This window comes from Pseudomonas sp. AP19, assembly GCF_001728855.1.
GTDB classification, from domain to species: domain Bacteria; phylum Pseudomonadota; class Gammaproteobacteria; order Pseudomonadales; family Pseudomonadaceae; genus Aquipseudomonas; species Aquipseudomonas fluorescens.
Map to the genome: position 1 here is coordinate 80,531 of NZ_LXJP01000002.1, position 18,997 is coordinate 99,527.

An 18,997-nucleotide genomic window follows, 5' to 3' on the forward strand; every position below is an offset into this window, starting at 1 on the left:
CTCCGCAAGGCGCGACCGCAAGGCTGCGGCCGCGCGCCAGGCTTACTGGGGCATCAGCGCCGCGATGTCGGCGTCGGTTGGGGCCTCAAAGTTGTACTTCTTGAGCAAGGCCGCGTATTCCGGGGTGGCGCGGTATTTTTCCAGCCCCTCGAGCAGGGCTTTCTTCACCGTGTCATTGCCCTTCTTCACGCCAAAGCCGTTCAGCACCGGGTAGATCAGGGTGTCGGAAGAAATCACCACGCGGCTGCCCAGCTTGTCGACCACACCACGGGCCACGGCGGCGTCGGTGATCTGCGCTTCCACCGCGTGGGCCAGCAACGCCTGAGTGGTTTGCGGGTCGGTGCTGTATTCGCTGATCTGAATCGGCTTCAACCCCTTGGCCACGCAATAGTCAGTCGACAACTTGTTCATCTGCGCCAGCCATGACGTGGCGCCCATGGAGCCGATCTTGTGGCCGCAGAACTCTTCCGGGGTCTTGGGCTGGAAGGCGCTGTCCTTGAGGGTGAGGATCGACTCGCCGCTTTTCAGGTACGGGATCATGTCGATGACTTTGACCCGCTCTGCCGTGATGTACATCGACGAGTTGGTCAGGTCGAACCGCCCGGCCTGCAGGCCAGTGATCAGGTTGGGAAAACGCGTGTCGAGGGTCTCGACCTTGCGGCCCATGACCTTGCCCAGGCCGTCCATAAACTCGATATCAAAGCCGGCGGGTTTGTTGTTGTCCATGTACTCATAGGGAAAGAACGTCACATCGGAACCGGCGATAAGCTTGCCTTCCTGCTGGAACGCCGAAGCCGCCAAGGAGGTCAGTGCAACCGCAGCGCCCAGCAGGCACACGGCAAGAGGGCGAACACTTTGTTTGGATGCTGTCATGGTCATTACCTGCAAGGGTTTCAGGGGGTTAGGCAGTCGCGGAATCTTGGCCGGCCTGTTGCACAAAAAAGGACGCGCCACGGGGTTTTTGCGGCAAGCGCATCTGGTTGTTGGTGGCGCGCACCCAACCACTTTCTTCACCGGCCACCAACCGGCCGGCGTGTGCACTGGGCAGCGGGTTTTCGCCAAATGGCAGCGCGTCTTCAGCGGCGTATACGCTGATAAACAGGGTGCGCGGCAGTTCGGTCTCGTTAGGGCTCGATGCATGTAAAAGGCGCGTGTGCATGAAGCACACCGAGCCGGCCGGGCCGTAACAGGCGACCGGTTGCTGGCAGTGTTCTTCGACCACCGCATCCTCCACCGAACCGGTGAACCGTTGGTTCTGCCAGTGCGACCAGAGCGGGCCTTTGTGGCTGCCGGGGATCACATTCAGCGGACCGTTTTGCGGGGTCACTTCACTGACCATCAGCAGGGCCGTCACAATGTCGTCGTTGCTGTGGGGCGTGAACAGAAAGTCCTGGTGCCACTTCACCTGGGTCGCGGTGTGCGGCAGTTTCGAATTGATTTTGCTGTGATGAAAACGCGCGCCGCCCGCGCCGATCAACTGCGCGGAAATCGCGGCCATCCGCGAGTGCAACGCCACGCGCTCATACACCGGGGAAATCTCGGTAGGCGAACTCACCCGGCGCAATGACGGGTGATCCGGGCGGTGGTCGCCTTCCAGGTCAAAGCGGGCGCGACCGTCCAGCGTGGCGCCCCACCCCTGGTCGTGGCTGCGGCTCTCTTCCACCCACTGGTCGAAGTCATGTTGCAACGCGGCCACGTCGTTTAGCGACAGCACGCCTTCTACCACCAGGAATCCGTCGCGCTGGAACTGTTCGATTTGAGCTTGCTCGATCATAGTGTTGTGTCCTGAACGTTAACGAGATCACGCCAGCGAGACGTCCTTGAGGAACGCCTCCACGCGTGGGTTGTGGCCGCTGCGCAACGCCTGCGGGGTGTCGTCGCACACCACACGGCCCTTCTCCATGAACACGATGCGGTCGGAGACCTTGAAGGCGAAGTTCATCTCGTGGGTGACGATCACCATGGTGATGCCCTCCCCGGCCAGGGCTTCGATGACCTGCAGCACTTCGTTGACTTTTTCGGGGTCGAGCGCCGAGGTGGGCTCGTCAAACAGCATGATTTGCGGGCGCATCATCAAGGCGCGGGCGATGGCCACACGCTGTTGCTGGCCGCCGGACAACTGGTGCGGGTACTTCCAGGCGTGGTCGAGCATGCCCACCTTGTGCAACAGCGCGTAGGCCTGTTGCTTGAGCGCGTCGGTACGCCCCAGGCGATGGTATTTGGGCGCCATCAGCAGGTTGTCGAGCACACTCAAATGCGGGAACAGGTTGAAGCTCTGGAACACCATGCCGATGTTCAGGCGATGCTCGGCGTGCTCGACGTACTCGGGTTTCTGCGCACCGACTTTGTTGAGGTGAATGAACGGCTGGCCATTGATCGTGATCTCGCCGTTGTCCAGCTGTTCAAGGCCATTGAGCAGGCGGATCAACGTGGTCTTGCCGGAGCCGGACGGGCCGATCACCGACACCACTTCACCCGGCTGAATCTGCAAATTGACTGAGCCCAGCACTTCAATATCGTTGTAAGCCTTGTGCAACCGCGTGGCTTGCAACGCCGATGCACCGGTGCTCGCCGGGCGCTGCAACGCTGGGCCCTGTTGCGTGGCCAGGGCCAGCACCGCCGCGTCCGGCACACGGGACACGTTGCGTTGGTTGACGTCGAGAAAGCGCTCCAGGCGCTTGAGCAAAAAATCGAACACAGTGACGATCAACACGTAGAAGAACGCCACCGCCGCCATGGTTTCGATGACCAGGAAGTTCTGCGAATACAGGCGCTGGCCGACCATCAGGATTTCGGTCAGCGAGATCACCGACACCAGCGACGTGAGCTTGACGATCGAGATGTATTCGTTGGCCAGCGACGGCAACGCCACCCGCAAGGCCTGGGGAATGACCACGCGCCACTGGGTGCCGAAGAACTTCAAGCCGAGCGCCCGCGCCGCCTCGCCCTGCCCTTTGGGAATCGACAGCAAACCGCCGCGATGGATCTCGGCCACATACGCCGTTTCGCAAATCACCAGCGCCAACAGGCCGGACCAGAACGGGTCGGCGAGCACCGCCGACGTACCCGGCAGCGCCTGGGGCAAGTTGTAGATAAAGATCAGCAGCACCAGCAACGGCAAGCTGCGGAACAACCAGATATAGCCACGGGCCGGCAGGCTGAGCAGCGGCTGTTTGGATTGCTTGGCCAGCGCCAACAGAAAGCCCAGGGCAATGCTTAAGAGCCAGGTCAGGGTGCTGAGCTTGATCACCGTCCATGTGGCTCGCCAGAACTCGGCGTCGCCGAGCAAACCAAACAGGTAGTTCCAGTCGAATGTCATCGTCGCGGTGCCTTGAACTCAAAAGAAGTTGATCTGCATCGATGGGATGAGAGTCGTGGGGGGAGGCACTTGGGGTCAATTCGTAAAACCCGGCCCACTGGGTAGGCAGAACCTATGCAGCCAGGAAACACCGACATTCCCATGTGGCCGCTGGCTTGCCTGCCTGCGATGGCATCACCTGAGTGGACCTGCCACACCTCGGTGCCTGTATCGCAGGCAAGCCAGCGCCCACACTGAACAGGTGGTGCTGGAAGGTTTACGCCCTGCCCGAAACAGTGCGCGCCTGGATGCGCCACACCGCGCCCGCCACCTTTTGGTGCAAACTCAGCTCACACCACCCAGCACCCGCACCGCATGCGGGTCAAAAAATCTCGGCGGGGCCATGCCGGGGATGTACTGGTCGGACACAAACAGCCGGCAGCGCTCGGCAAACGCCGCCACCACGCGCGACAGCTGCGTGTTGCTCGCCGTGGCGTAGCCCAGCCGCATCGGCCGATGGGCGCCGGCCAGGCGCAGGCGAATCACGCGCTTGCCATCCTGGGACAGGTTCGATTTGGGCCGTGCATTGGCAAACGAATAACCAATGCCATTGCCCACCATCGCCCGCACCGTTTCGAGGTTGGTGGAGCGCATGATGATGTTTGGCGTGGTGCCCGCCTGCATGAACAGGCTGAGGAAATAGTCGCGGCTCCAGGGCGTGTCGAGCAACACCACCGGATACGCCTCAAGGTCCTGCATGCTCACCGCCGGCAGGTTCGCCAGCGGGTGATACTCGCCGACCATCACATACGGCGGCAGGTGCGCCAGGGGTTGGAAGTCGATGTCCGGGCTGGTCACCAGGTCGTAGGTCAGCGCGATGTCCAGCTCGCCGCTGCGCAGTTTTTCCAGCAGTTCCTCATGGTTGCCTTCGGCCTGGGTCAGCCGCACGCCAGGAAACGCACGGCCAAACCCGAACACCAACTCGGGCGTGATCATCGGCGCCAGCGACTCCAGGCAGCCCACCCGCAACGGCCCGCGCACGGTGTTCAACGACTCCGAGGCGATGGTGTAGAGGTTGGTCATCTGCTCCAGAATCAGCTTGGCCTCCTGCATCACCTGGCGCCCCACCGCCGTGAGGGAAATACCCTGCGCGTGGTGCCGAATAAACAGCTGAATGCCCAGCTCGGCCTCCATATGAGTGATGGCCGCCGAGATGGAAGGCGACGACACATGGATGCGTTCAGCCGCAGCACTGATGCTGCCGGCCTCTCCCGACGCCACAAAATACTCCAGTTGACGCTGAGTAATCCGACTGAGCATTACGCCTGCCCCTCAACAATGACTGTAGGGGTCGCGTTGCAGGGTTCGTGCCGGGTCATCGCCGGCCCTGCGCTGTGCCGATGAGGGGCACAGGCTTCGGTTTTTCCTAAGCACTACCCCGCGCAAATGCTGGTTTCGCGAGAACGAGGGCGATGTGAAGCTTGTTTCATCCCGCGTTCGATGAGTTGCCCGCCATGCCCACCCACACCCGCATCCGCATGTTCAACACCCGCCAGACCTACCCTAACCAGGCGCTGGACAACGACCTGTGCCAGGCCGTGCGCGCCGGCAACACCGTTTATGTGCGCGGCCAGATCGGCACCGATTTCGACGGCAACCTGGTCGGCCTCGGCGACCCACGCGCCCAGGCCGAACAGGCGATGAAAAACGTCAAGCAACTGCTTGAAGAGGCAGGCTCCGACCTGTCGCATATCGTCAAAACCACCACCTACCTGATCGACCCGCGTTACCGCGAGCCGGTGTATCAGGAAGTGGGTAAATGGCTCAAAGGCGTGTTCCCGATTTCCACCGGCCTGGTGATTTCCGGCCTGGGCCAGCCGGAATGGTTGATGGAAATCGATGTGATCGCCGTTGTGCCGGATGACTGGAGCGTATGAAAGCGATGATTGCCCGCGAGCCGGGCGGGCCTGACGTGCTGCACCAGGTAGAGCGCCGGGTGCTGACGCCCCAGGCAGGCACAGTGCTGCTGACCGTCGCCCATTAATCGGGAGAGCCCCATGCCCCATCGCGTGTTTTTCCTCAATGGGCCGAACGCCAACCTCTACGGGCTGGACAAACACGGCACCTACGGCAGCGAGAGTTTCGCCAGCATCGAAGCGCGCTGCCAGCACCACGCCGCCGGGCTGGGCCTGGCCCTGGACTTTCGCCAAAGCAACCACGAAGGCGTGCTGGTGGACTGGATTCAAGAGGCCCGGCTGCACGCCGACGCCATCGTGATCAACGCCGCCGGGCTCACCTACAGCTCCGTGCCGATCCTCGACGCACTGCTGACGTTCGACGGCCCGATCATCGAAGCGCACATGAGCAACATCTGGCAGCGCGAGCACTTCAGGCATTACTCCTACGTGTCCAAGGCCGCCACCGGCGTGATCGCCGGGTTGGGGGCGTTGGGTTATGAACTGGCACTGACGGCGCTGGCCGCGTTGCTCAAACCGTAAATACCGGCTCGAAAACACCGCCAGCTTCCACACGGGATCTTCGGTGTTACAGACAACCCCTTACTCTCAGGAAACGCCTATGTCCGTCGAAACAATCAACACGCTGGTAGTCGGCGCAGGCCAGGCCGGCGTCGCCATGAGCGAACACCTGTCCCTGATGGGTGTGCCCCACATCGTGCTGGAACGCCACCGCATCGCCGAACGCTGGCGCTCGGAGCGTTGGGATTCGCTGGTCGCCAACGGCCCGGCCTGGCACGACCGCTTTCCGGGGCTGACATTTGAAGGCATCTCGCCCGAAGCCTTCCCGCCCAAAGAGCGCATGGCCGACTACTTCGAAGCCTATGTTAAAAAATTGCAGGCCCCCGTGCGCACCGGTGTGGAAGTCCAACACGTGGAACGCCACGTAGGCCGCCCCGGCTTCAAAGTCACCACCTCCGCAGGCGTGATCGAGGCCAATAATGTCGTGGCCGCCACCGGCCCGTTCCAGCGCCCGTCGATGCCGGCTATCGTTCCCGCCACGGCGCCGGTGCACCAACTGCACTCCTCGGCCTACAAAAATCCTGCTCAGTTACCCGAAGGCGCAGTGCTGGTGGTAGGCGCCGGCGCCTCCGGCTCACAAATCGCCGAAGAACTGCAAAAGGCCGGCAGGACCGTGTACCTCTCCGTGGGCGAACACTACCGCCCGCCCCGCGCCTACCGCAGCCGCGACTACTGCTGGTGGCTTGGCGCCCTGGGCTTGTGGGACGAAGTCAAAATACAGCCGAAGAAAAAGCACGTGGCCTTTGCCGTCAGCGGCTACGAAGGCGGTAAGACCGTCGACTTCCGCCGCCTGGCGCACCAAGGCATCAACCTGGTCGGCGTGACGCGCAGCTGGGACGACGGCGTGATGACCTTTGCACCGGGCCTGGCCGACAACGTGGCGGAAGGCGACCGCGCCTACTTTGATGTACTGCGCGACGCCGACGCCTACATCGAAGCCAACGGTCTGGCGTTCCCTCTCGAACCGCAAGCCTGGGAGCTGCTGCCCGACCCGGACTGCCTGGTTAACCCGATCCTGAGCCTGGACCTCGCCGAGGCCGGCGTGACCAGCATTCTCTGGGCCACCGGCTTCACGTTCGATTTCAGTTGGTTGAAGGTCGATGCGTTCGACGAAAAAGGCGAGCCGTTTCACAAGCGCGGGATCTCGGCACAAAGCGGGATTTATTTCCTCGGCCTGCCGAACCTGGTGAACCGCGCGTCGTCGTTTATCTATGGGGTTTGGCACGACGCGAAGTACGTGGCCGATCATATTGTTTTGCAGAATGCGTACATGTCCTACAACAAGCCCTGAAACAGCAAGGTCCGAGGCGACAGCGCCTTGCTCCCTTGCCTACGCTTGCGTCAGAATCCGCCGGCTTGTGCGCTTGAGTGGGCGTCTCTAAGGTTGCTCGGTCGCTGAACACTCAGTGATCGGGTTTAGTAGCCTGGGGTTATTCCAGTCAGTGCATAAGCATCATCTTTCGGACGGTCTAGTCCGTGCTTGATGGTGGCTGTGTGCAGGGCGTCCTCGGGCGCGCCGGCTTTCTTGGAATTCCCCGGTCTACTAACCTGCGCACAGCTGCCACCCCTTTGTTTAGTAGCTCAGAGGTGGCGGCCCTAAAGTGGGAAATTCCAAGTATGTTCAAAGTTACGCCCAACCCTCCGAACGAACCGGACCTGAAACTCAATCAGGCTGCGCATCGTGCGATTGATCACTACCTGAATCCAGAAACCGCCCCACCGTCATCACCACCGGGTTTGTTCAGCGTTGCCGCCGACGCCAGCAGCGAAACCCTGATCACCAACAGCTATGAAACCTTTTCCTCCGTCACCACCTTGCTGCTCGACCTGTCAGAAGACCTGACCGGGAAACAGCGCGATGTGGCGCTGGCGATTCACCAGTTGAGTGAGTTGGGGGTGTTGTTGATGGATAGACTGATGGAGCGCGAGGCCGCTGTCGCTGGCGGCTAAAGGCTCAGCAGTACGGCCGGAAAAATCGCCGATTTGTTGTGATGAGGTTGATGGCGAATCGGCGATTTTTTTGGTTTTGCTGGGGTATTCACGCGCGCCCTGGTGCTGAAAGCCACGGGGCAAGAAGGCATGAAAGAACAGGACTGTGCTTGACCACCATTTTTTTTGGCGTTGAAACACTGAAAACAATCCAAAGCAAACATTCCCCAGGACCTGCCTGAAGAGAAAAGCTGGCGCACAGGATTGCTCCGAGGTAGACGCCAATGATGGCCTTAAGCTACCTTTTACCGACTTATCAGTGTAAGACGCATGCCGTGTACAACGCTCACTGTTCGACCACTATTGAGGGGGAAAGTAAAAGGCCCCTATCGTGAAAAGCGACAGATTATGTAACGCGACAACACTCCAACCTAAAAACCGCAAACAAGGAAGGCAATGAATTTCAAGTTAAACAGAAGCGCTTTGGTGCAGTACGAAGAGCTAGTCGCGGTATCTAAGGACAACGCCAGATGGTCCTTTCTAAACTATATTTACTTACAATTTCAAATGTCCTTACTTGTAGCGTTTGAGATGAGCAAGACATTTAGAGCCTTACCAGCAGCGTTCAAGTCACAGAAGGAACTACTGGCGTGGGCGGATACAAAAAAACAAGAGATCTGCCCTATTCCGGGCCTGTCAAAAACTCAAGCGCTCATAACGATTGGGAGCAAGGAGGGTTGCGAGCTCTTAAGGGGCCAACAATTCGTTTGGGTTCGAGCAAAATCAAACCTGTACAGAAATGCCATCATTGCATGGATCAATACTCATCGCTCAACGAGCCTGCTGGAACACCATAAGTTGGCGGCCGAGTACTGTACTGGGCTGGCGAGGGCACTTGAAGCAAAAGACATTCGAAAAAATATTAGTGACGCGAAGCGCAAACGACTGTCACAGGAGTTTCATCAGCAAGCCTCTAACTTCATGGATGCTGCACAAAGCCAGCAGACAGCAATCAAAAGCGCACACTTGCTTTTTCAGTTGGATCAGACCTTAGATGCCGACCACGTAATAAATAGAAAATCGTTAAACAAACTGCCTGAGGCATGGGTAATGATAGCCCCCGTAATATCGGGCGCGAACCAATCTTTTGGGAGGTTGATTGAGGCCAAGGCAACTAAATTCCTGCCGGACACCGAGGTCATATATTTCGACGCGATTACAACTCTAAAACTTTTTGCGCCTACCATGCCCTCCTGCCCAAAAAAAGCCAACGCGATATTCGACAGTTTCGAGCAGCGATTTCAAACTTCCGTAGAGCTTAACCAAGAGTTCATTCGGGCAAGGGCTACGCTGACTGGCTTGCTAGATGGCACAGTGGCGGATTTTTTTAGAGCTGGTAATTAACGTACCCATCACACAAAAAACATTACCAGCAAACCTACCAACAGCAGCCGCATACGTTTACGAGACACGCTTTTTGATTAAGGAAAATAGTCGATGGAACTGAAAGTCTCCGATATTTGCGTCTCTACGGAAGACCCCTGGGATAAAATAGCTTGTTATAGAATCAGACAAATAACAAATCTTCACTATGTGCTAGCGCCTCAAAATGAATTTATCAGTGATAAAAATCTTCGCTGGGTTCCAATAACCAAGCAGCATACATTATTGATCTATCCCTTTTCGTTCTTCACACCTGAACACCACAAAGAACTTGCAGCATCAATGCGACGTGTGGGCGATTTGGTTTGCGCATTACTCGGCAGCCAAAAAACATTAACACTCGACGCACTCACCCAGGCGATACTCGAGCACAGAAACAAATACGGATTCGATAGTGATGCTCAGGTCCCTTGGATATTACGCTGCCTTACTGCTGCTGAATTCGTAATTGCATCATGTAAAAAAGATGGTGTTTCATTCTCTCTTTCTCCCGCTCAGCGAACTCGAGAAAAACAGCGAAAGTTTTCTGCGACGATCGCTGGGGAACTAGCATCGTTGAGCCAGCGTGTCAGATTCATCATTGATCATGGCCCCACCGTGGGGACTTATCGTGAAAACCTACTTCAAAGTTTACTCAGAAAGCACTTGCCTGAGCGCTATCACGTTGCAACAGGTTTCATTTTCGGACTCTCTCGGCAAATCGATATATTGATATATGATCGCGTTGACTACGCACCTATATTCCGCGAAGGGGACCTTGTAATTGTACCTGAAGAGTCGGTGCGTGCCGTCATTGAAGTCAAGACCGAGCTAACCTCTAGCAATCTTGAGTCTGCGTTGGAGCTGTTACATTCAACGTCCTATTTAGACGATTATGAGCCTCCGTTCTTTAAAGGTATATTCGCTTTTCAAAGCGCATTAAAGAGCGACGCAATTTATGAGAAAATAGCAAACTTCTACACGGACTATAATGCACAAGCTCAAGGCGCACCAGGTGAACTGATAATGCGGCCATTTCAGCATTTAACCTGTGCATGCGTTATAAACAGGGCGTTTGCATACACTCGATACACTAGAAATGAAAATAAGAGACTCGTACCAGTCTTGTATTCCAAAAGCAGCGCGTCCGAACTAGAAAGTCAGTCGAGTTTTTTTATACAAAGCCTATTATCTCATCTGAAATTCGGCGGCATGAAGCCGTTCAAAATAGATTATATGGGGAGAATGTTAGGAGAGGACACATTTAGCAGAAGGATCAAAGATCTCAGAGAGGGGAATGACAGTTGGGGCGCCTACTTCGGTTTTGACGAAGATCAGGCGGAATACGATGCTATTGAGGAAATGGAGCGTCTCATTCTTAACGCCCAACAATGGCTCGACGGAGAAGAAAACTTTGAAGCCTCTCTGCCAGTTTGAGGCGGAGAATAAGAGAATAGTAGTCAGACCACGTTTTCAATAATGGTGGTCTGCCCCCTATCTCCTTCTTTGGTCTCGTTTCCTGTCATCAGACTTCAGGTTGCTCACCGAGCACTCCGATAGAATCAGGCAATACTAAAATCCAATCCGGCATAGTCCCCCAACCGCTCTCCGCCCTAGCATGGCCTCACCTTATATCTTCAGGAGTGCGTCCCATGAGTGCAGAAAAAACCATTTTTATCACCGGCGTGAGTAGCGGCTTCGGCCAGGCCCTGGCTAAGGAAGCTCTCGCCCAAGGCCATCGAGTGATCGGCACTGTCCGCAGCGAATCCTCTTTGGCAATCTTCCAGGCGCTCTCGCCTGGTCGGGCCCATTGTGTGGTGCTGGACGTTACCGACTTTAATGCCATTGACGCAGTGGTCGCCGCTGTTGAGGATCAGTATGGCCCTGTGGATGTGCTGGTTAACAACGCGGGGTATGGCCACGAGGGGATTTTCGAGGAGTCGTCGTTGGCGGAAATGCGCCGCCAGTTCGACGTCAATGTATTCGGCGCGGTGGCGATGACCAAGGCATTCGTGCCGTATTTTCGCCAGCGGCGGGCGGGGCATATCCTGAATATCACGTCCATGGGCGGCTATATCACCATGCCGGGCATTGCTTATTACTGCGGCAGCAAATTTGCACTGGAGGGCATCTCTGACACGTTGAGCAAGGAGCTTGCACCCTTCAATATTTTTGTCACGGCTGTGGCGCCGGGGTCGTTCCGAACGGACTGGGCAGGTCGTTCGATGCAGCGTACGCCGCGCAGCATAAGTGACTACGATGCGACTTTCGACCCGGTACGAAAAGCCCGTGAGGAAAAAAGCGGCCATCAACTGGGCGATCCACAAAAAGCCGCACGCGCGATGCTGACGATTATCGCGAGCCCCAACCCACCGGCTCACTTACTGTTGGGCAGCGATGCCCTGGCTCTGGTGCGTGACAAGCTGCACCGGACGGCGGAGAGTATTGAGCAATGGGAGACGCTTAGCTGTTCTACGGACGGCTGAGCATGAAAGGGGAGGACGTAATGTCGATGCCGAAACCCGAGAGCCCGAGCACAGCGCGTATCGTGCAGTTGATGAGCCAGCTTGCACCGTTGGAGGGTTACAACCTGAGCCCGCTGGATGATGTGCGTTTTCTGCGTTCCAACCGGCCGCTGACGCGCACGCCGGTTTTGTATGAACCGGGAATTGTCATTCTCTGTCAGGGGCAGAAACGCGGTTATCTGGGTGATGAAATTTACGTCTATGACGCCCAGCATTATCTGGTGGTGTCGGTGCCAGTGCCGTTTACAATAGAGACCGATGCCAGCGAGGCGGAGCCGATGCTGGCGATTTACCTGCGTCTGGATTTCGCCCTGGCCGGCGAGCTGATTCAGCAGGTCGATAAGGTATGGAACATAAGAGTGGCTCAGCCGATGGGCATGTACGCCTCGCCCATGGATGAACCGCTACGCCAGTCGACCCTGCATTTTCTGGAAGTGATGGGCGACCGCACCGACGCGCAAATCCTTGGCCCGGCGATGCTGCGCGAACTCTACTACCGCATCCTCACCGGCGAACAAGGCGGCACCCTACGCGCGGCCATCGCCCAGCGGGGTCAGTTCGGCAAGGTGACACGTGCCATTTACAAAATTCACCGCTGTTACCACGAGCATCTGGATGTAGAAGACCTGGCCCAGGAAGCGCAGATGAGTGTGCCTAACTTTCATCTACATTTTCGCAAGGTGACGGATTCCTCGCCTATGCAGTACCTCAAGTCGACGCGGTTACATCAAGCGCGATTACTGATGCTGCGTAACGACCTGACAGCGGCCAAATCGGCCTTTCTGGTGGGATATGAAAGTGCTTCGCAATTTAGCCGCGACTTCAAGCGCCTCTTCGGCCGCACACCGATAGCGGAGGTGGCGTGGATGAAACAGACGTACGCGTTGCCTGCACCGACAACCCCGTCGCCATTCGTGTCATCACACTGAGCTTCAATCAATCCTGTCTTGCCCGGCGCCAGTAGGCATGTGAACGCCGTGCTGTTTCAGTATGCGGAGAAAGGGGACGACTTTATTTACCCTGCTCTAACGTCTGCTTAAGGTCGAGGCTGTGTAAAACCGTTTTTGAGCGCGCCAGGTGTTCAAAACCGGACTGGAAATCGCGCTTCTACGCGAAACCCACCTCTGCAGACGTGCCGATAAACTTCAGATGGAACGTAGACGCGCGCACTTCAATTTTGACCAAGCGTTTTTACATACTCTGGGCCAGGAGCGGACGGAGGATTAGCGTGGGCGGCTATAGATCATTCAGCTTCTACAATCCAGGTCAGTCACGGCCCTGACCAGAAGCGTCATGCGAAGGACGACACGCACGCAAACCGCAGTGGCGCACGGGTTTCTAACTACCAAGTCTTTTCGCAGGGGCACCACGCAAGCCGCTTCAAACCTGCGCAGCGATGCTGGCTTTGCTTTTGAACATGGCGGTGTCGGCCTTGAAAATCAGATCGTCCAGACCTTCGCCATCTTCCGGATACCACGCCACCCCTAGGCTGGCGCTGACCTTAATCTGGCTGTTTTTCCATGGAATGGGCAGGTCGATGGCCTTGCAGATTTCTTGGGTGATGCGCTGGATATCGCTTCGGTGATGCGCGCCGTCGAGCAGCACTACGAATTCGTCACCGCCCATGCGCGCGGCTATTTCGAACTCGCGAATATTGGATTTGATGGCCGTGCCTACGTGGATCAGGATGGCATCGCCTGCCTGGTGGCCAAAACGATCATTGATCTGCTTGAAGTGATTCAAGTCGATATAGCACAGGGCCAAATGTTCTCCACGGCTCTTTGCGGCCAGCAGCTTCTGATTAGCAAAGGGAATAAAACTATTGCGATTGGGTAAGCCAGTCAGGCTGTCATAGAAGGCCAGCTTGTGTACTTCCTCTTCGGCGAGTTTGCGCAACTTGATCTCCTTGCGCAGATGGCGCTGGGCATTCAACAGAACCAGAGCGAACATCAGGACAAGCACACAGCCGATACTGATCAGCACAATGGTCTTGCGCAGCCGCTCGATGAGCTGTGGCGGGTTGGGATCGTAAATGAAGTTTTCCAGACCGGCGATATTGTCGACCATACCCAGTTCGAGGAAGGTTTCAGCCATACGTTGCCAGCGCCCTGGGTTCATATGCCCGATCTCGATCAGGTCAGACATCACCAGCGGACGCATGGCCTGAGCTTCGAATTGCAAGTGCGCGCGACTTTTCTTCACCGAATACTGATTGAGCAGCAGGTCTATGATTTGCTCGGGGTTATCCATCGCGTAGCGCCAGCCGCGCAGGGTAGCGCGGCGGAAAGCCTCGACCCGCTGTGGATGTTCGTCAATCTCGGCCTGGGTGGTGAACAGGATGTCGCTGTAGAAGTCGATCCCGTAGGTGACGGGCGAGATGATGTTGTATTCCACGCCCCGCTGTTGCAGGTAGAAGGGCTCGTTGGTCAGGTACGAGTTGAACGCCGTCACTTTACCGCTGGCGAGATCCCCAATTTGATAACTGCTGGGTAGCAGTTGTAGTTTTTCGAGGGGGATACCCTCGCTACGGAACATCGCCAGAAAATCGGCATCGGTCTGTGCATCCATCAGCATCAACGGCTTGCCGATCAGGTCGTGCACAGTGCGAACACCTTGGTCTGTGCGAGCCACGAGCACGGAAGGTGAATGCTGAAAAATCACCGCCAGCGCTACCAACGGCTTCCCATGCAGACGTGCGTAGAGCAATTCACTATTGGCTTCGCCGTATTGGGCGCGCCCAGAGAGCACTTCTTCGACCGGTGTGACATTGGGGCCACCTTCGTGCAAGCGCACGTCCAGTCCTTCTTCGCGGTAATAGCCCTTTGCGATGGCGGCATAGTAGCCCGCGAACTGGAATTGATGTTTCCAACGTAGCTGTACATCAATCACCTGTTCGGCGCCATTCTGTTGAGGGCCAGAACCCGCCCACACAGCCTGACCCCAGACGAGCACAAAACACAGCAGTCGACGCAGCCGAACCAGGAGAACTCTCTTCGGCGGGCCTGGCGTGTTAGAACAGCAACAGTGGCTAGGCATGGTGATAGTCCGTGAAACGCGCTTATCGTTGAGCGTGCAAAGCGTGGCGAGTCATTGTGACATCACTCATGCGGGGCCAGCAATCACGCGCCACGCTAACCAAAGCGGCCGTTATGCTCGCTTGCGGCGTGGTTGGCGTTTGCTTCCCGACAACAGACCGCTACCGGCCAGAAGTGGACGTAATGGCGTTTGTGTAGTATCCGCCTCTCTTCCCACCTGTATGAGGTGCCCGATGTCTAACCGACACTCCCCATCCCCTATAAGAGCTGCCCTAGATCTGCAAAACGCCCGTTCGCTTTTGGGAAAGCAACTGAGCGTGCTGCTGCACGACCAATACTATTTCAACGCCGAGAAATATCTGGGAGACATAGGTTCTCTAGAATGGCGGTTTGGCGGGCGAGAAGTACTATCCATGTATCTATTGAGTGATGGCGAGAGAGTAGGCGCGGACTTGTTGCCTTCTGATACGCCGACTTCCTTCGAGATAGAGCCGAACGTGACCTGCTTCTGGAAAAGGGAAAACCTACTTACAGGTCTATCGGCAACCCACCTCGAGAACACAAAAATTTGCGCGGTTGAGGGAATTCTTGACTCTTTCAACGGGCAAGAGCCTTGGCTGGCCGGATTCAGAGTTACGTTCGAGACCGGTGACTCATTGATCTACCTTAACCAGGGAGACGACGCCGTCGTATTGATTAATGCGCTACCGCCAGTCAGCGTTGGCCTCGAAACCCGCTTCGTTACCTCAATTTGATGAACGCATTGGTGTTGATAGCCGCCTCGGGGGAGAAGATGAACGAAGAATTCAGCTATGTCTGGCTATTGCCGCTGCTTGAGAAACCTTTCGAAACAGCTGCACTCGATTTGCATGATGCGGTAAGAGCCCTTAGCAAAAAATATATGCTACCTGCCGACATAGCGTTGCAGCCGCTGGTGATCACAGCTTTGATGTCGCATTCCGAATATTGGTCGGGACTGGCGCTTAAATGGCTGGAGGATGGCTTTCCTATAGACATTCCGCTGAACGCGCTCTTGGCTCATTGCGCCGAGGACAAAACGTTGTCTCAGTCTCGCCGTCATAGAGCACGCAGGCTTCTCGGACGGAAAAAATTATGGGGCTGAATTCTATGTCTGGCTGTTATTGAATCGCCCCTGATTTTGTAGAGTGTTGAATGACTGCTTCTGGCCGATTTCTGCCGTTCGTGACAGGCAGCAACCGGCCAATAGCACCCCCTCGTAAAAATGGCTGACGCCTCGCTTCCACGAGTGGCAACCTCCCCAAACAGCCCCATCGACACGTTACAAACGACGCCCTGATTTCCTTGCAGGTTTAGTCCCTGGGGTGGCGTCACGAATGTTCCGTCGAAACTTTCAGCCCAGACACACCCAACGACGACTCAAACTCACCCCACCGACCTTCGTCATGCCTCAGGTGGGCCTTTGAGTTCTACCTGGTTTCCGTCTGGGTCGAAGCAGTAGAGTGAAGGGCCCTCGCCTTCCGCACCGTAGCGCTTGGCCGCCTTGTCGGCTCGCACGCCGTGGTTACGTAGATGAGTGAGAATGTCAGCCTCAATGAACGGCGTTATCCGCAGGCAAAAGTGGTCAAGGTTACGATGCTCGGGATCTGCCGCGCCCCCGGCCTGTTGCCCAAGGGGGCCGGCAACATCCACCAGGTCAATCATCGAGGTTCCCGCACGCAGGTGAATCATGCCCAGGTCATCACGACGCTTTGCCACGTCGCAACCGAGGGTCTCACTGTAGAAGGCCAAGCTGCGTTGAATATCCTGTACACGCAAGACGACGTGATCCAGCTGTTTTACTTTGAAAGGAATCATAGTGCCTCCTGAGCCAAGTAAAGGCCGAGTGGCCTGTGCGGTTAATGCATTGATTTTTTATCACACTCGGCCTCGCTTGATGCACCGAACGGGTGATGACGCTTGAGGCCGGACGCGGCCCAGGCCTGCCGAACCTGCCACGCGGTGCCCCGCGCAGGCTTGGCCATCAGACCAAGGCACCCGGTCGCGTGGCTGACCGCTAGGCGGTCGAGCGCTCGGGCGTTGAGCGCGCCTGGTGATTGCGATCTACGCTAAGACACTGGCGCCTTTGGCCGCCAAAAATACCGTTGCTGAGCACGCTGTCCCTGCCGGTGCGGTTGGTTGGGCTCATGCAAGACATGGACGCGGTGGGCACACCCGAGAAACAGTCGTCTGCTGGTCATAAATCAGACAGATGGCAGTTAGGTTGTCTAAAGTTGTGACGCACCGCGCAGATAACTCCTATGTCATTTCCACCCGCAACACAGTTCAAGGATCGAACTCATGACCCAGCGTCAATCCAGCCACACTCCCCCTCTCGGTCATCCGCGTTTTCGCTGGTTCGCTTTGATCCCGGTGGTACCCGCCGTGGTGTGGACACTGCTGCAATCAAGCTCTGCGGCCAACCTGGCGGCCTGCGCGGTACTGGTGCTGATCGGCCTTGGTGCCTGCGCCTGGAGCGCGAGCTCGCAGCGTAACGCCGTGCAGCTAGGCATTGCGCGGGCGCAGGCGGATCAGGCCGAGGCGGACGCGGCGCGCAACGGTATGGCCTCGCGGGCACAGCTGGATGAGGTATTGCTGGGCGCCATGCCGATCTGGGCCAAGCAGGTGGAAAGCTCGCGCCATCAGACCGAAGAAGCGATTGTGAGCCTGGCTAACCGGTTTACCGGGATCGCCACGCGCTTGCAGGAAACGGTACACGCCTCGCAGCATGCCGCCGGTGAACTGGATGGCCACGCCGCCGATGGGCCGCTTGAGGCGCTGGCACGCAGCGACAGCGAACTGAGCCAGGTGATCAATTCACTCAAGGCCACGCAAAGCAGCCGTGACCAAACCCTGGCCCAGGTCCGCAGCCTGACCGCCTACACCGGTGAACTGCGCACCATGGCCGCTGATGTGGCGGCGATTGCTGCACAAACCAACCTGCTGGCCCTCAACGCCGCCATTGAGGCGGCGCGGGCCGGTGAGGCCGGGCGTGGCTTCGCGGTGGTGGCCGATGCCGTGCGCAGCCTGTCGAGCAAATCCAGTGAAACCGGCCAGCAGATGTCGGCCAAGGTCGACATCATCAATAACGCCATTACGCAATTGGTGCACGCTGCGTCCAGCAATGCCGACCAGGACAGCCATTCGGTGGCCGAGTCCGAAAACAGTATTCAAGTGGTGCTTGAGCGCTTCCAGAACATCACCGGGCGTCTGGCCGACTCCGCCGACCTGCTCAAGCAGGAAAGCTACGGCATCCGCGATGAGATGACCGAGGTGCTGGTCAACCTGCAATTCCAGGATCGGGTCAGCCAGATCCTCAGTCACGTGCGCGACAACATGCACGCGTTGCATGACCACCTCCTGCAAGCCAGCCAGGCCCCCGACCAGGCGGTTGCCGTCGACGCCCGGCAGTGGCTGGCGCGCATGGAAGCCACCTATGCCACCGACGAGCAACGGCGCATCCACCATGGTGAAGCGGCCGTGCAGCACAACTCTCAAGACATTACTTTCTTTTAGGAGCACCTCATGGCGAAGAATGTATTAGTGGTCGACGACTCCAGCAGTGTGCGGCAGGTGGTCGGTATTGCCTTGAAAAGTGCCGGTTACGACGTGATCGAAGCCAGCGACGGCCGGGATGCCCTGGGCAAGCTCACCGGGCAGAAGGTGCACCTGATCATCAGCGATGTGAACATGCCCAACATGGACGGCATCACCTTCGTCAAGGAGGTCAAGAAGCTGGCCAATTACAAGTTCACGCCTATCATCATGCTGACCACTGAGTCCCAGGAGTCGAAGAAGGCCGAGGGCCAGGCCGCTGGCGCCAAGGCCTGGGTGGTCAAGCCGTTCCAGCCGGCGCAGATGCTGGCAGCGGTGTCCAAACTGATACTGCCTTAAACCCCGGCGCCAGGGAGGCTCCCATGCCGATCACCATCGAAACCTTCGACGACACTGCCCGCGTGCGCATTGACGGTGAGCTGACGATTTACACCGTTGCGGAACTGGCAGGTGCGCTGCTGCCGCAGATCGGCGCGGCGCCCCGCCTTGAGCTGGACCTGTCCCAGGTCACGGAAATGGATGGCGCCGGCTTGCAGTTGCTCGCGGTTATCCGGCGTGAGGCCGGTATCAGCGGTACCGGCTTGAGCGTGACCGGCCAGAGCCAGGTGGTCATGCAGGCGCTCCAACTGTGTCGCACTGAGGCCTCGTAGTCAGCGCTTCCCACGTTTTTTGATCGAC

19 protein-coding genes are annotated in these 18,997 nt (G+C 57.4%); 13 read left to right on the forward strand and 6 right to left on the reverse strand.

Annotation, left to right across the window (positions count from 1 at the left end):
• Positions 1 to 42 precede the first annotated feature (42 nt).
• The 4 genes from A7D21_RS02310 to A7D21_RS02325 all read right to left on the reverse strand — a co-directional run bounded on the left by A7D21_RS02310 (position 43) and on the right by A7D21_RS02325 (position 4,618).
• Entirely contained in the window at positions 43 to 873 is an 831-nt protein-coding gene (locus A7D21_RS02310; protein ID WP_053257142.1) for an ABC transporter substrate-binding protein, read from the reverse strand.
• Between the two features lie 28 nt (positions 874 to 901).
• Positions 902 to 1,774, reverse strand: coding sequence for a phytanoyl-CoA dioxygenase family protein (locus A7D21_RS02315; RefSeq protein ID WP_053257143.1), 873 nt, complete (start codon positions 1,772 to 1,774; stop codon positions 902 to 904).
• A gap of 27 nt (positions 1,775 to 1,801) precedes the next feature.
• On the reverse strand, positions 1,802 to 3,319 hold the full coding sequence (locus A7D21_RS02320) for an amino acid ABC transporter permease/ATP-binding protein (RefSeq protein WP_053257144.1): 1,518 nt from the start codon (positions 3,317 to 3,319) through the stop codon (positions 1,802 to 1,804).
• 324 nt (positions 3,320 to 3,643) lie between these two features.
• A complete protein-coding gene (locus tag A7D21_RS02325; RefSeq protein WP_069550989.1) occupies positions 3,644 to 4,618 on the reverse strand; it encodes a LysR family transcriptional regulator in 975 nt (324 codons plus the stop codon).
• Between the two features lie 194 nt (positions 4,619 to 4,812).
• Here A7D21_RS02325 and A7D21_RS02330 point away from each other — a divergent pair, with 194 nt between their 5' ends.
• The 8 genes from A7D21_RS02330 (at position 4,813) to A7D21_RS02365 (ending at position 12,640) form a co-directional block, all read left to right on the forward strand.
• Positions 4,813 to 5,235 carry a RidA family protein gene (locus A7D21_RS02330; protein ID WP_053257146.1) on the forward strand — a complete coding sequence of 141 codons (423 nt, stop codon included), beginning with the start codon at positions 4,813 to 4,815 and terminating at the stop codon, positions 5,233 to 5,235.
• Between the two features lie 120 nt (positions 5,236 to 5,355).
• Complete coding sequence (locus A7D21_RS02335) at positions 5,356 to 5,796, forward strand: type II 3-dehydroquinate dehydratase (protein WP_069550990.1); 441 nt, start codon at positions 5,356 to 5,358, stop codon at positions 5,794 to 5,796.
• Between the two features lie 79 nt (positions 5,797 to 5,875).
• Entirely contained in the window at positions 5,876 to 7,126 is a 1,251-nt protein-coding gene (locus A7D21_RS02340) for an NAD(P)/FAD-dependent oxidoreductase (protein ID WP_069550991.1), read from the forward strand.
• A gap of 326 nt (positions 7,127 to 7,452) precedes the next feature.
• Complete coding sequence (locus A7D21_RS02345; RefSeq protein WP_069550992.1) at positions 7,453 to 7,785, forward strand: DUF6124 family protein; 333 nt, start codon at positions 7,453 to 7,455, stop codon at positions 7,783 to 7,785.
• A 435-nt stretch (positions 7,786 to 8,220) separates the two neighbouring features.
• Complete coding sequence (locus tag A7D21_RS02350; RefSeq protein ID WP_069550993.1) at positions 8,221 to 9,168, forward strand: hypothetical protein; 948 nt, start codon at positions 8,221 to 8,223, stop codon at positions 9,166 to 9,168.
• Between the two features lie 93 nt (positions 9,169 to 9,261).
• Positions 9,262 to 10,623: a DUF6602 domain-containing protein gene (locus tag A7D21_RS02355; RefSeq protein ID WP_069550994.1), complete on the forward strand. Its 1,362-nt coding sequence runs from the start codon at positions 9,262 to 9,264 to the stop codon at positions 10,621 to 10,623.
• A gap of 215 nt (positions 10,624 to 10,838) precedes the next feature.
• Positions 10,839 to 11,672: an oxidoreductase gene (locus A7D21_RS02360; protein WP_053257151.1), complete on the forward strand. Its 834-nt coding sequence runs from the start codon at positions 10,839 to 10,841 to the stop codon at positions 11,670 to 11,672.
• 26 nt (positions 11,673 to 11,698) lie between these two features.
• On the forward strand, positions 11,699 to 12,640 hold the full coding sequence (locus A7D21_RS02365) for an AraC family transcriptional regulator (protein WP_053258013.1): 942 nt from the start codon (positions 11,699 to 11,701) through the stop codon (positions 12,638 to 12,640).
• Between the two features lie 451 nt (positions 12,641 to 13,091).
• Here the strand turns inward: A7D21_RS02365 and A7D21_RS02370 are convergent, their stop codons facing one another.
• A complete protein-coding gene (locus A7D21_RS02370; protein ID WP_254847115.1) occupies positions 13,092 to 14,600 on the reverse strand; it encodes a GGDEF domain-containing protein in 1,509 nt (502 codons plus the stop codon).
• Between the two features lie 463 nt (positions 14,601 to 15,063).
• Here A7D21_RS02370 and A7D21_RS02375 point away from each other — a divergent pair, with 463 nt between their 5' ends.
• Together A7D21_RS02375 and A7D21_RS02380 are read left to right on the forward strand one after the other, a co-directional pair.
• Complete coding sequence (locus A7D21_RS02375; protein WP_256555929.1) at positions 15,064 to 15,501, forward strand: hypothetical protein; 438 nt, start codon at positions 15,064 to 15,066, stop codon at positions 15,499 to 15,501.
• Between the two features lie 38 nt (positions 15,502 to 15,539).
• Positions 15,540 to 15,869 carry a hypothetical protein gene (locus tag A7D21_RS02380; RefSeq protein ID WP_069551106.1) on the forward strand — a complete coding sequence of 110 codons (330 nt, stop codon included), beginning with the start codon at positions 15,540 to 15,542 and terminating at the stop codon, positions 15,867 to 15,869.
• Positions 15,870 to 16,168: 299 nt separating this feature from the next.
• On the opposite strand, the gene A7D21_RS02385 is transcribed toward A7D21_RS02380, so the two are convergent.
• Complete coding sequence (locus tag A7D21_RS02385) at positions 16,169 to 16,582, reverse strand: VOC family protein (RefSeq protein ID WP_053257158.1); 414 nt, start codon at positions 16,580 to 16,582, stop codon at positions 16,169 to 16,171.
• A 786-nt stretch (positions 16,583 to 17,368) separates the two neighbouring features.
• On the opposite strand from A7D21_RS02385, the gene A7D21_RS02390 reads away from it, so the two are divergent.
• From A7D21_RS02390 to A7D21_RS02400, 3 genes are read left to right on the forward strand one after another with little or no spacing between them, the layout of a single operon-like run.
• Entirely contained in the window at positions 17,369 to 18,280 is a 912-nt protein-coding gene (locus tag A7D21_RS02390) for a methyl-accepting chemotaxis protein (protein WP_371859154.1), read from the forward strand.
• 9 nt (positions 18,281 to 18,289) lie between these two features.
• On the forward strand, positions 18,290 to 18,658 hold the full coding sequence (locus tag A7D21_RS02395; protein ID WP_053257160.1) for a response regulator: 369 nt from the start codon (positions 18,290 to 18,292) through the stop codon (positions 18,656 to 18,658).
• Positions 18,659 to 18,681: 23 nt separating this feature from the next.
• Positions 18,682 to 18,969 carry a lipid asymmetry maintenance protein MlaB gene (locus A7D21_RS02400; protein ID WP_053257161.1) on the forward strand — a complete coding sequence of 96 codons (288 nt, stop codon included), beginning with the start codon at positions 18,682 to 18,684 and terminating at the stop codon, positions 18,967 to 18,969.
• Positions 18,970 to 18,997: the final 28 nt, after the last annotated feature.

Bases quoted from the DNA above. Each gene is read 5' to 3' on its own strand.
- A7D21_RS02335 (WP_069550990.1), top strand. From the start codon at position 5,356: ATGCCCCATCGCGTGTTTTTCCTCAATGGGCCGAACGCCAACCTCTAC.
- A7D21_RS02390 (WP_371859154.1), top strand. From the start codon at position 17,369: ATGCCGATCTGGGCCAAGCAGGTGGAAAGCTCGCGCCATCAGACCGAA.
- A7D21_RS02365 (WP_053258013.1), top strand. From the start codon at position 11,699: ATGCCGAAACCCGAGAGCCCGAGCACAGCGCGTATCGTGCAGTTGATG.
- A7D21_RS02340 (WP_069550991.1), top strand. From the start codon at position 5,876: ATGTCCGTCGAAACAATCAACACGCTGGTAGTCGGCGCAGGCCAGGCC.
- A7D21_RS02315 (WP_053257143.1), bottom strand. From the start codon at position 1,774: ATGATCGAGCAAGCTCAAATCGAACAGTTCCAGCGCGACGGATTCCTG.
- A7D21_RS02325 (WP_069550989.1), bottom strand. From the start codon at position 4,618: ATGCTCAGTCGGATTACTCAGCGTCAACTGGAGTATTTTGTGGCGTCG.
- A7D21_RS02380 (WP_069551106.1), top strand. From the start codon at position 15,540: ATGAACGAAGAATTCAGCTATGTCTGGCTATTGCCGCTGCTTGAGAAA.
- A7D21_RS02330 (WP_053257146.1), top strand. From the start codon at position 4,813: ATGCCCACCCACACCCGCATCCGCATGTTCAACACCCGCCAGACCTAC.
- A7D21_RS02360 (WP_053257151.1), top strand. From the start codon at position 10,839: ATGAGTGCAGAAAAAACCATTTTTATCACCGGCGTGAGTAGCGGCTTC.
- A7D21_RS02345 (WP_069550992.1), top strand. From the start codon at position 7,453: ATGTTCAAAGTTACGCCCAACCCTCCGAACGAACCGGACCTGAAACTC.
- A7D21_RS02385 (WP_053257158.1), bottom strand. From the start codon at position 16,582: ATGATTCCTTTCAAAGTAAAACAGCTGGATCACGTCGTCTTGCGTGTA.
- A7D21_RS02350 (WP_069550993.1), top strand. From the start codon at position 8,221: ATGAATTTCAAGTTAAACAGAAGCGCTTTGGTGCAGTACGAAGAGCTA.
- A7D21_RS02395 (WP_053257160.1), top strand. From the start codon at position 18,290: ATGGCGAAGAATGTATTAGTGGTCGACGACTCCAGCAGTGTGCGGCAG.
- A7D21_RS02320 (WP_053257144.1), bottom strand. From the start codon at position 3,319: ATGACATTCGACTGGAACTACCTGTTTGGTTTGCTCGGCGACGCCGAG.
- A7D21_RS02355 (WP_069550994.1), top strand. From the start codon at position 9,262: ATGGAACTGAAAGTCTCCGATATTTGCGTCTCTACGGAAGACCCCTGG.
- A7D21_RS02310 (WP_053257142.1), bottom strand. From the start codon at position 873: ATGACAGCATCCAAACAAAGTGTTCGCCCTCTTGCCGTGTGCCTGCTG.
- A7D21_RS02400 (WP_053257161.1), top strand. From the start codon at position 18,682: ATGCCGATCACCATCGAAACCTTCGACGACACTGCCCGCGTGCGCATT.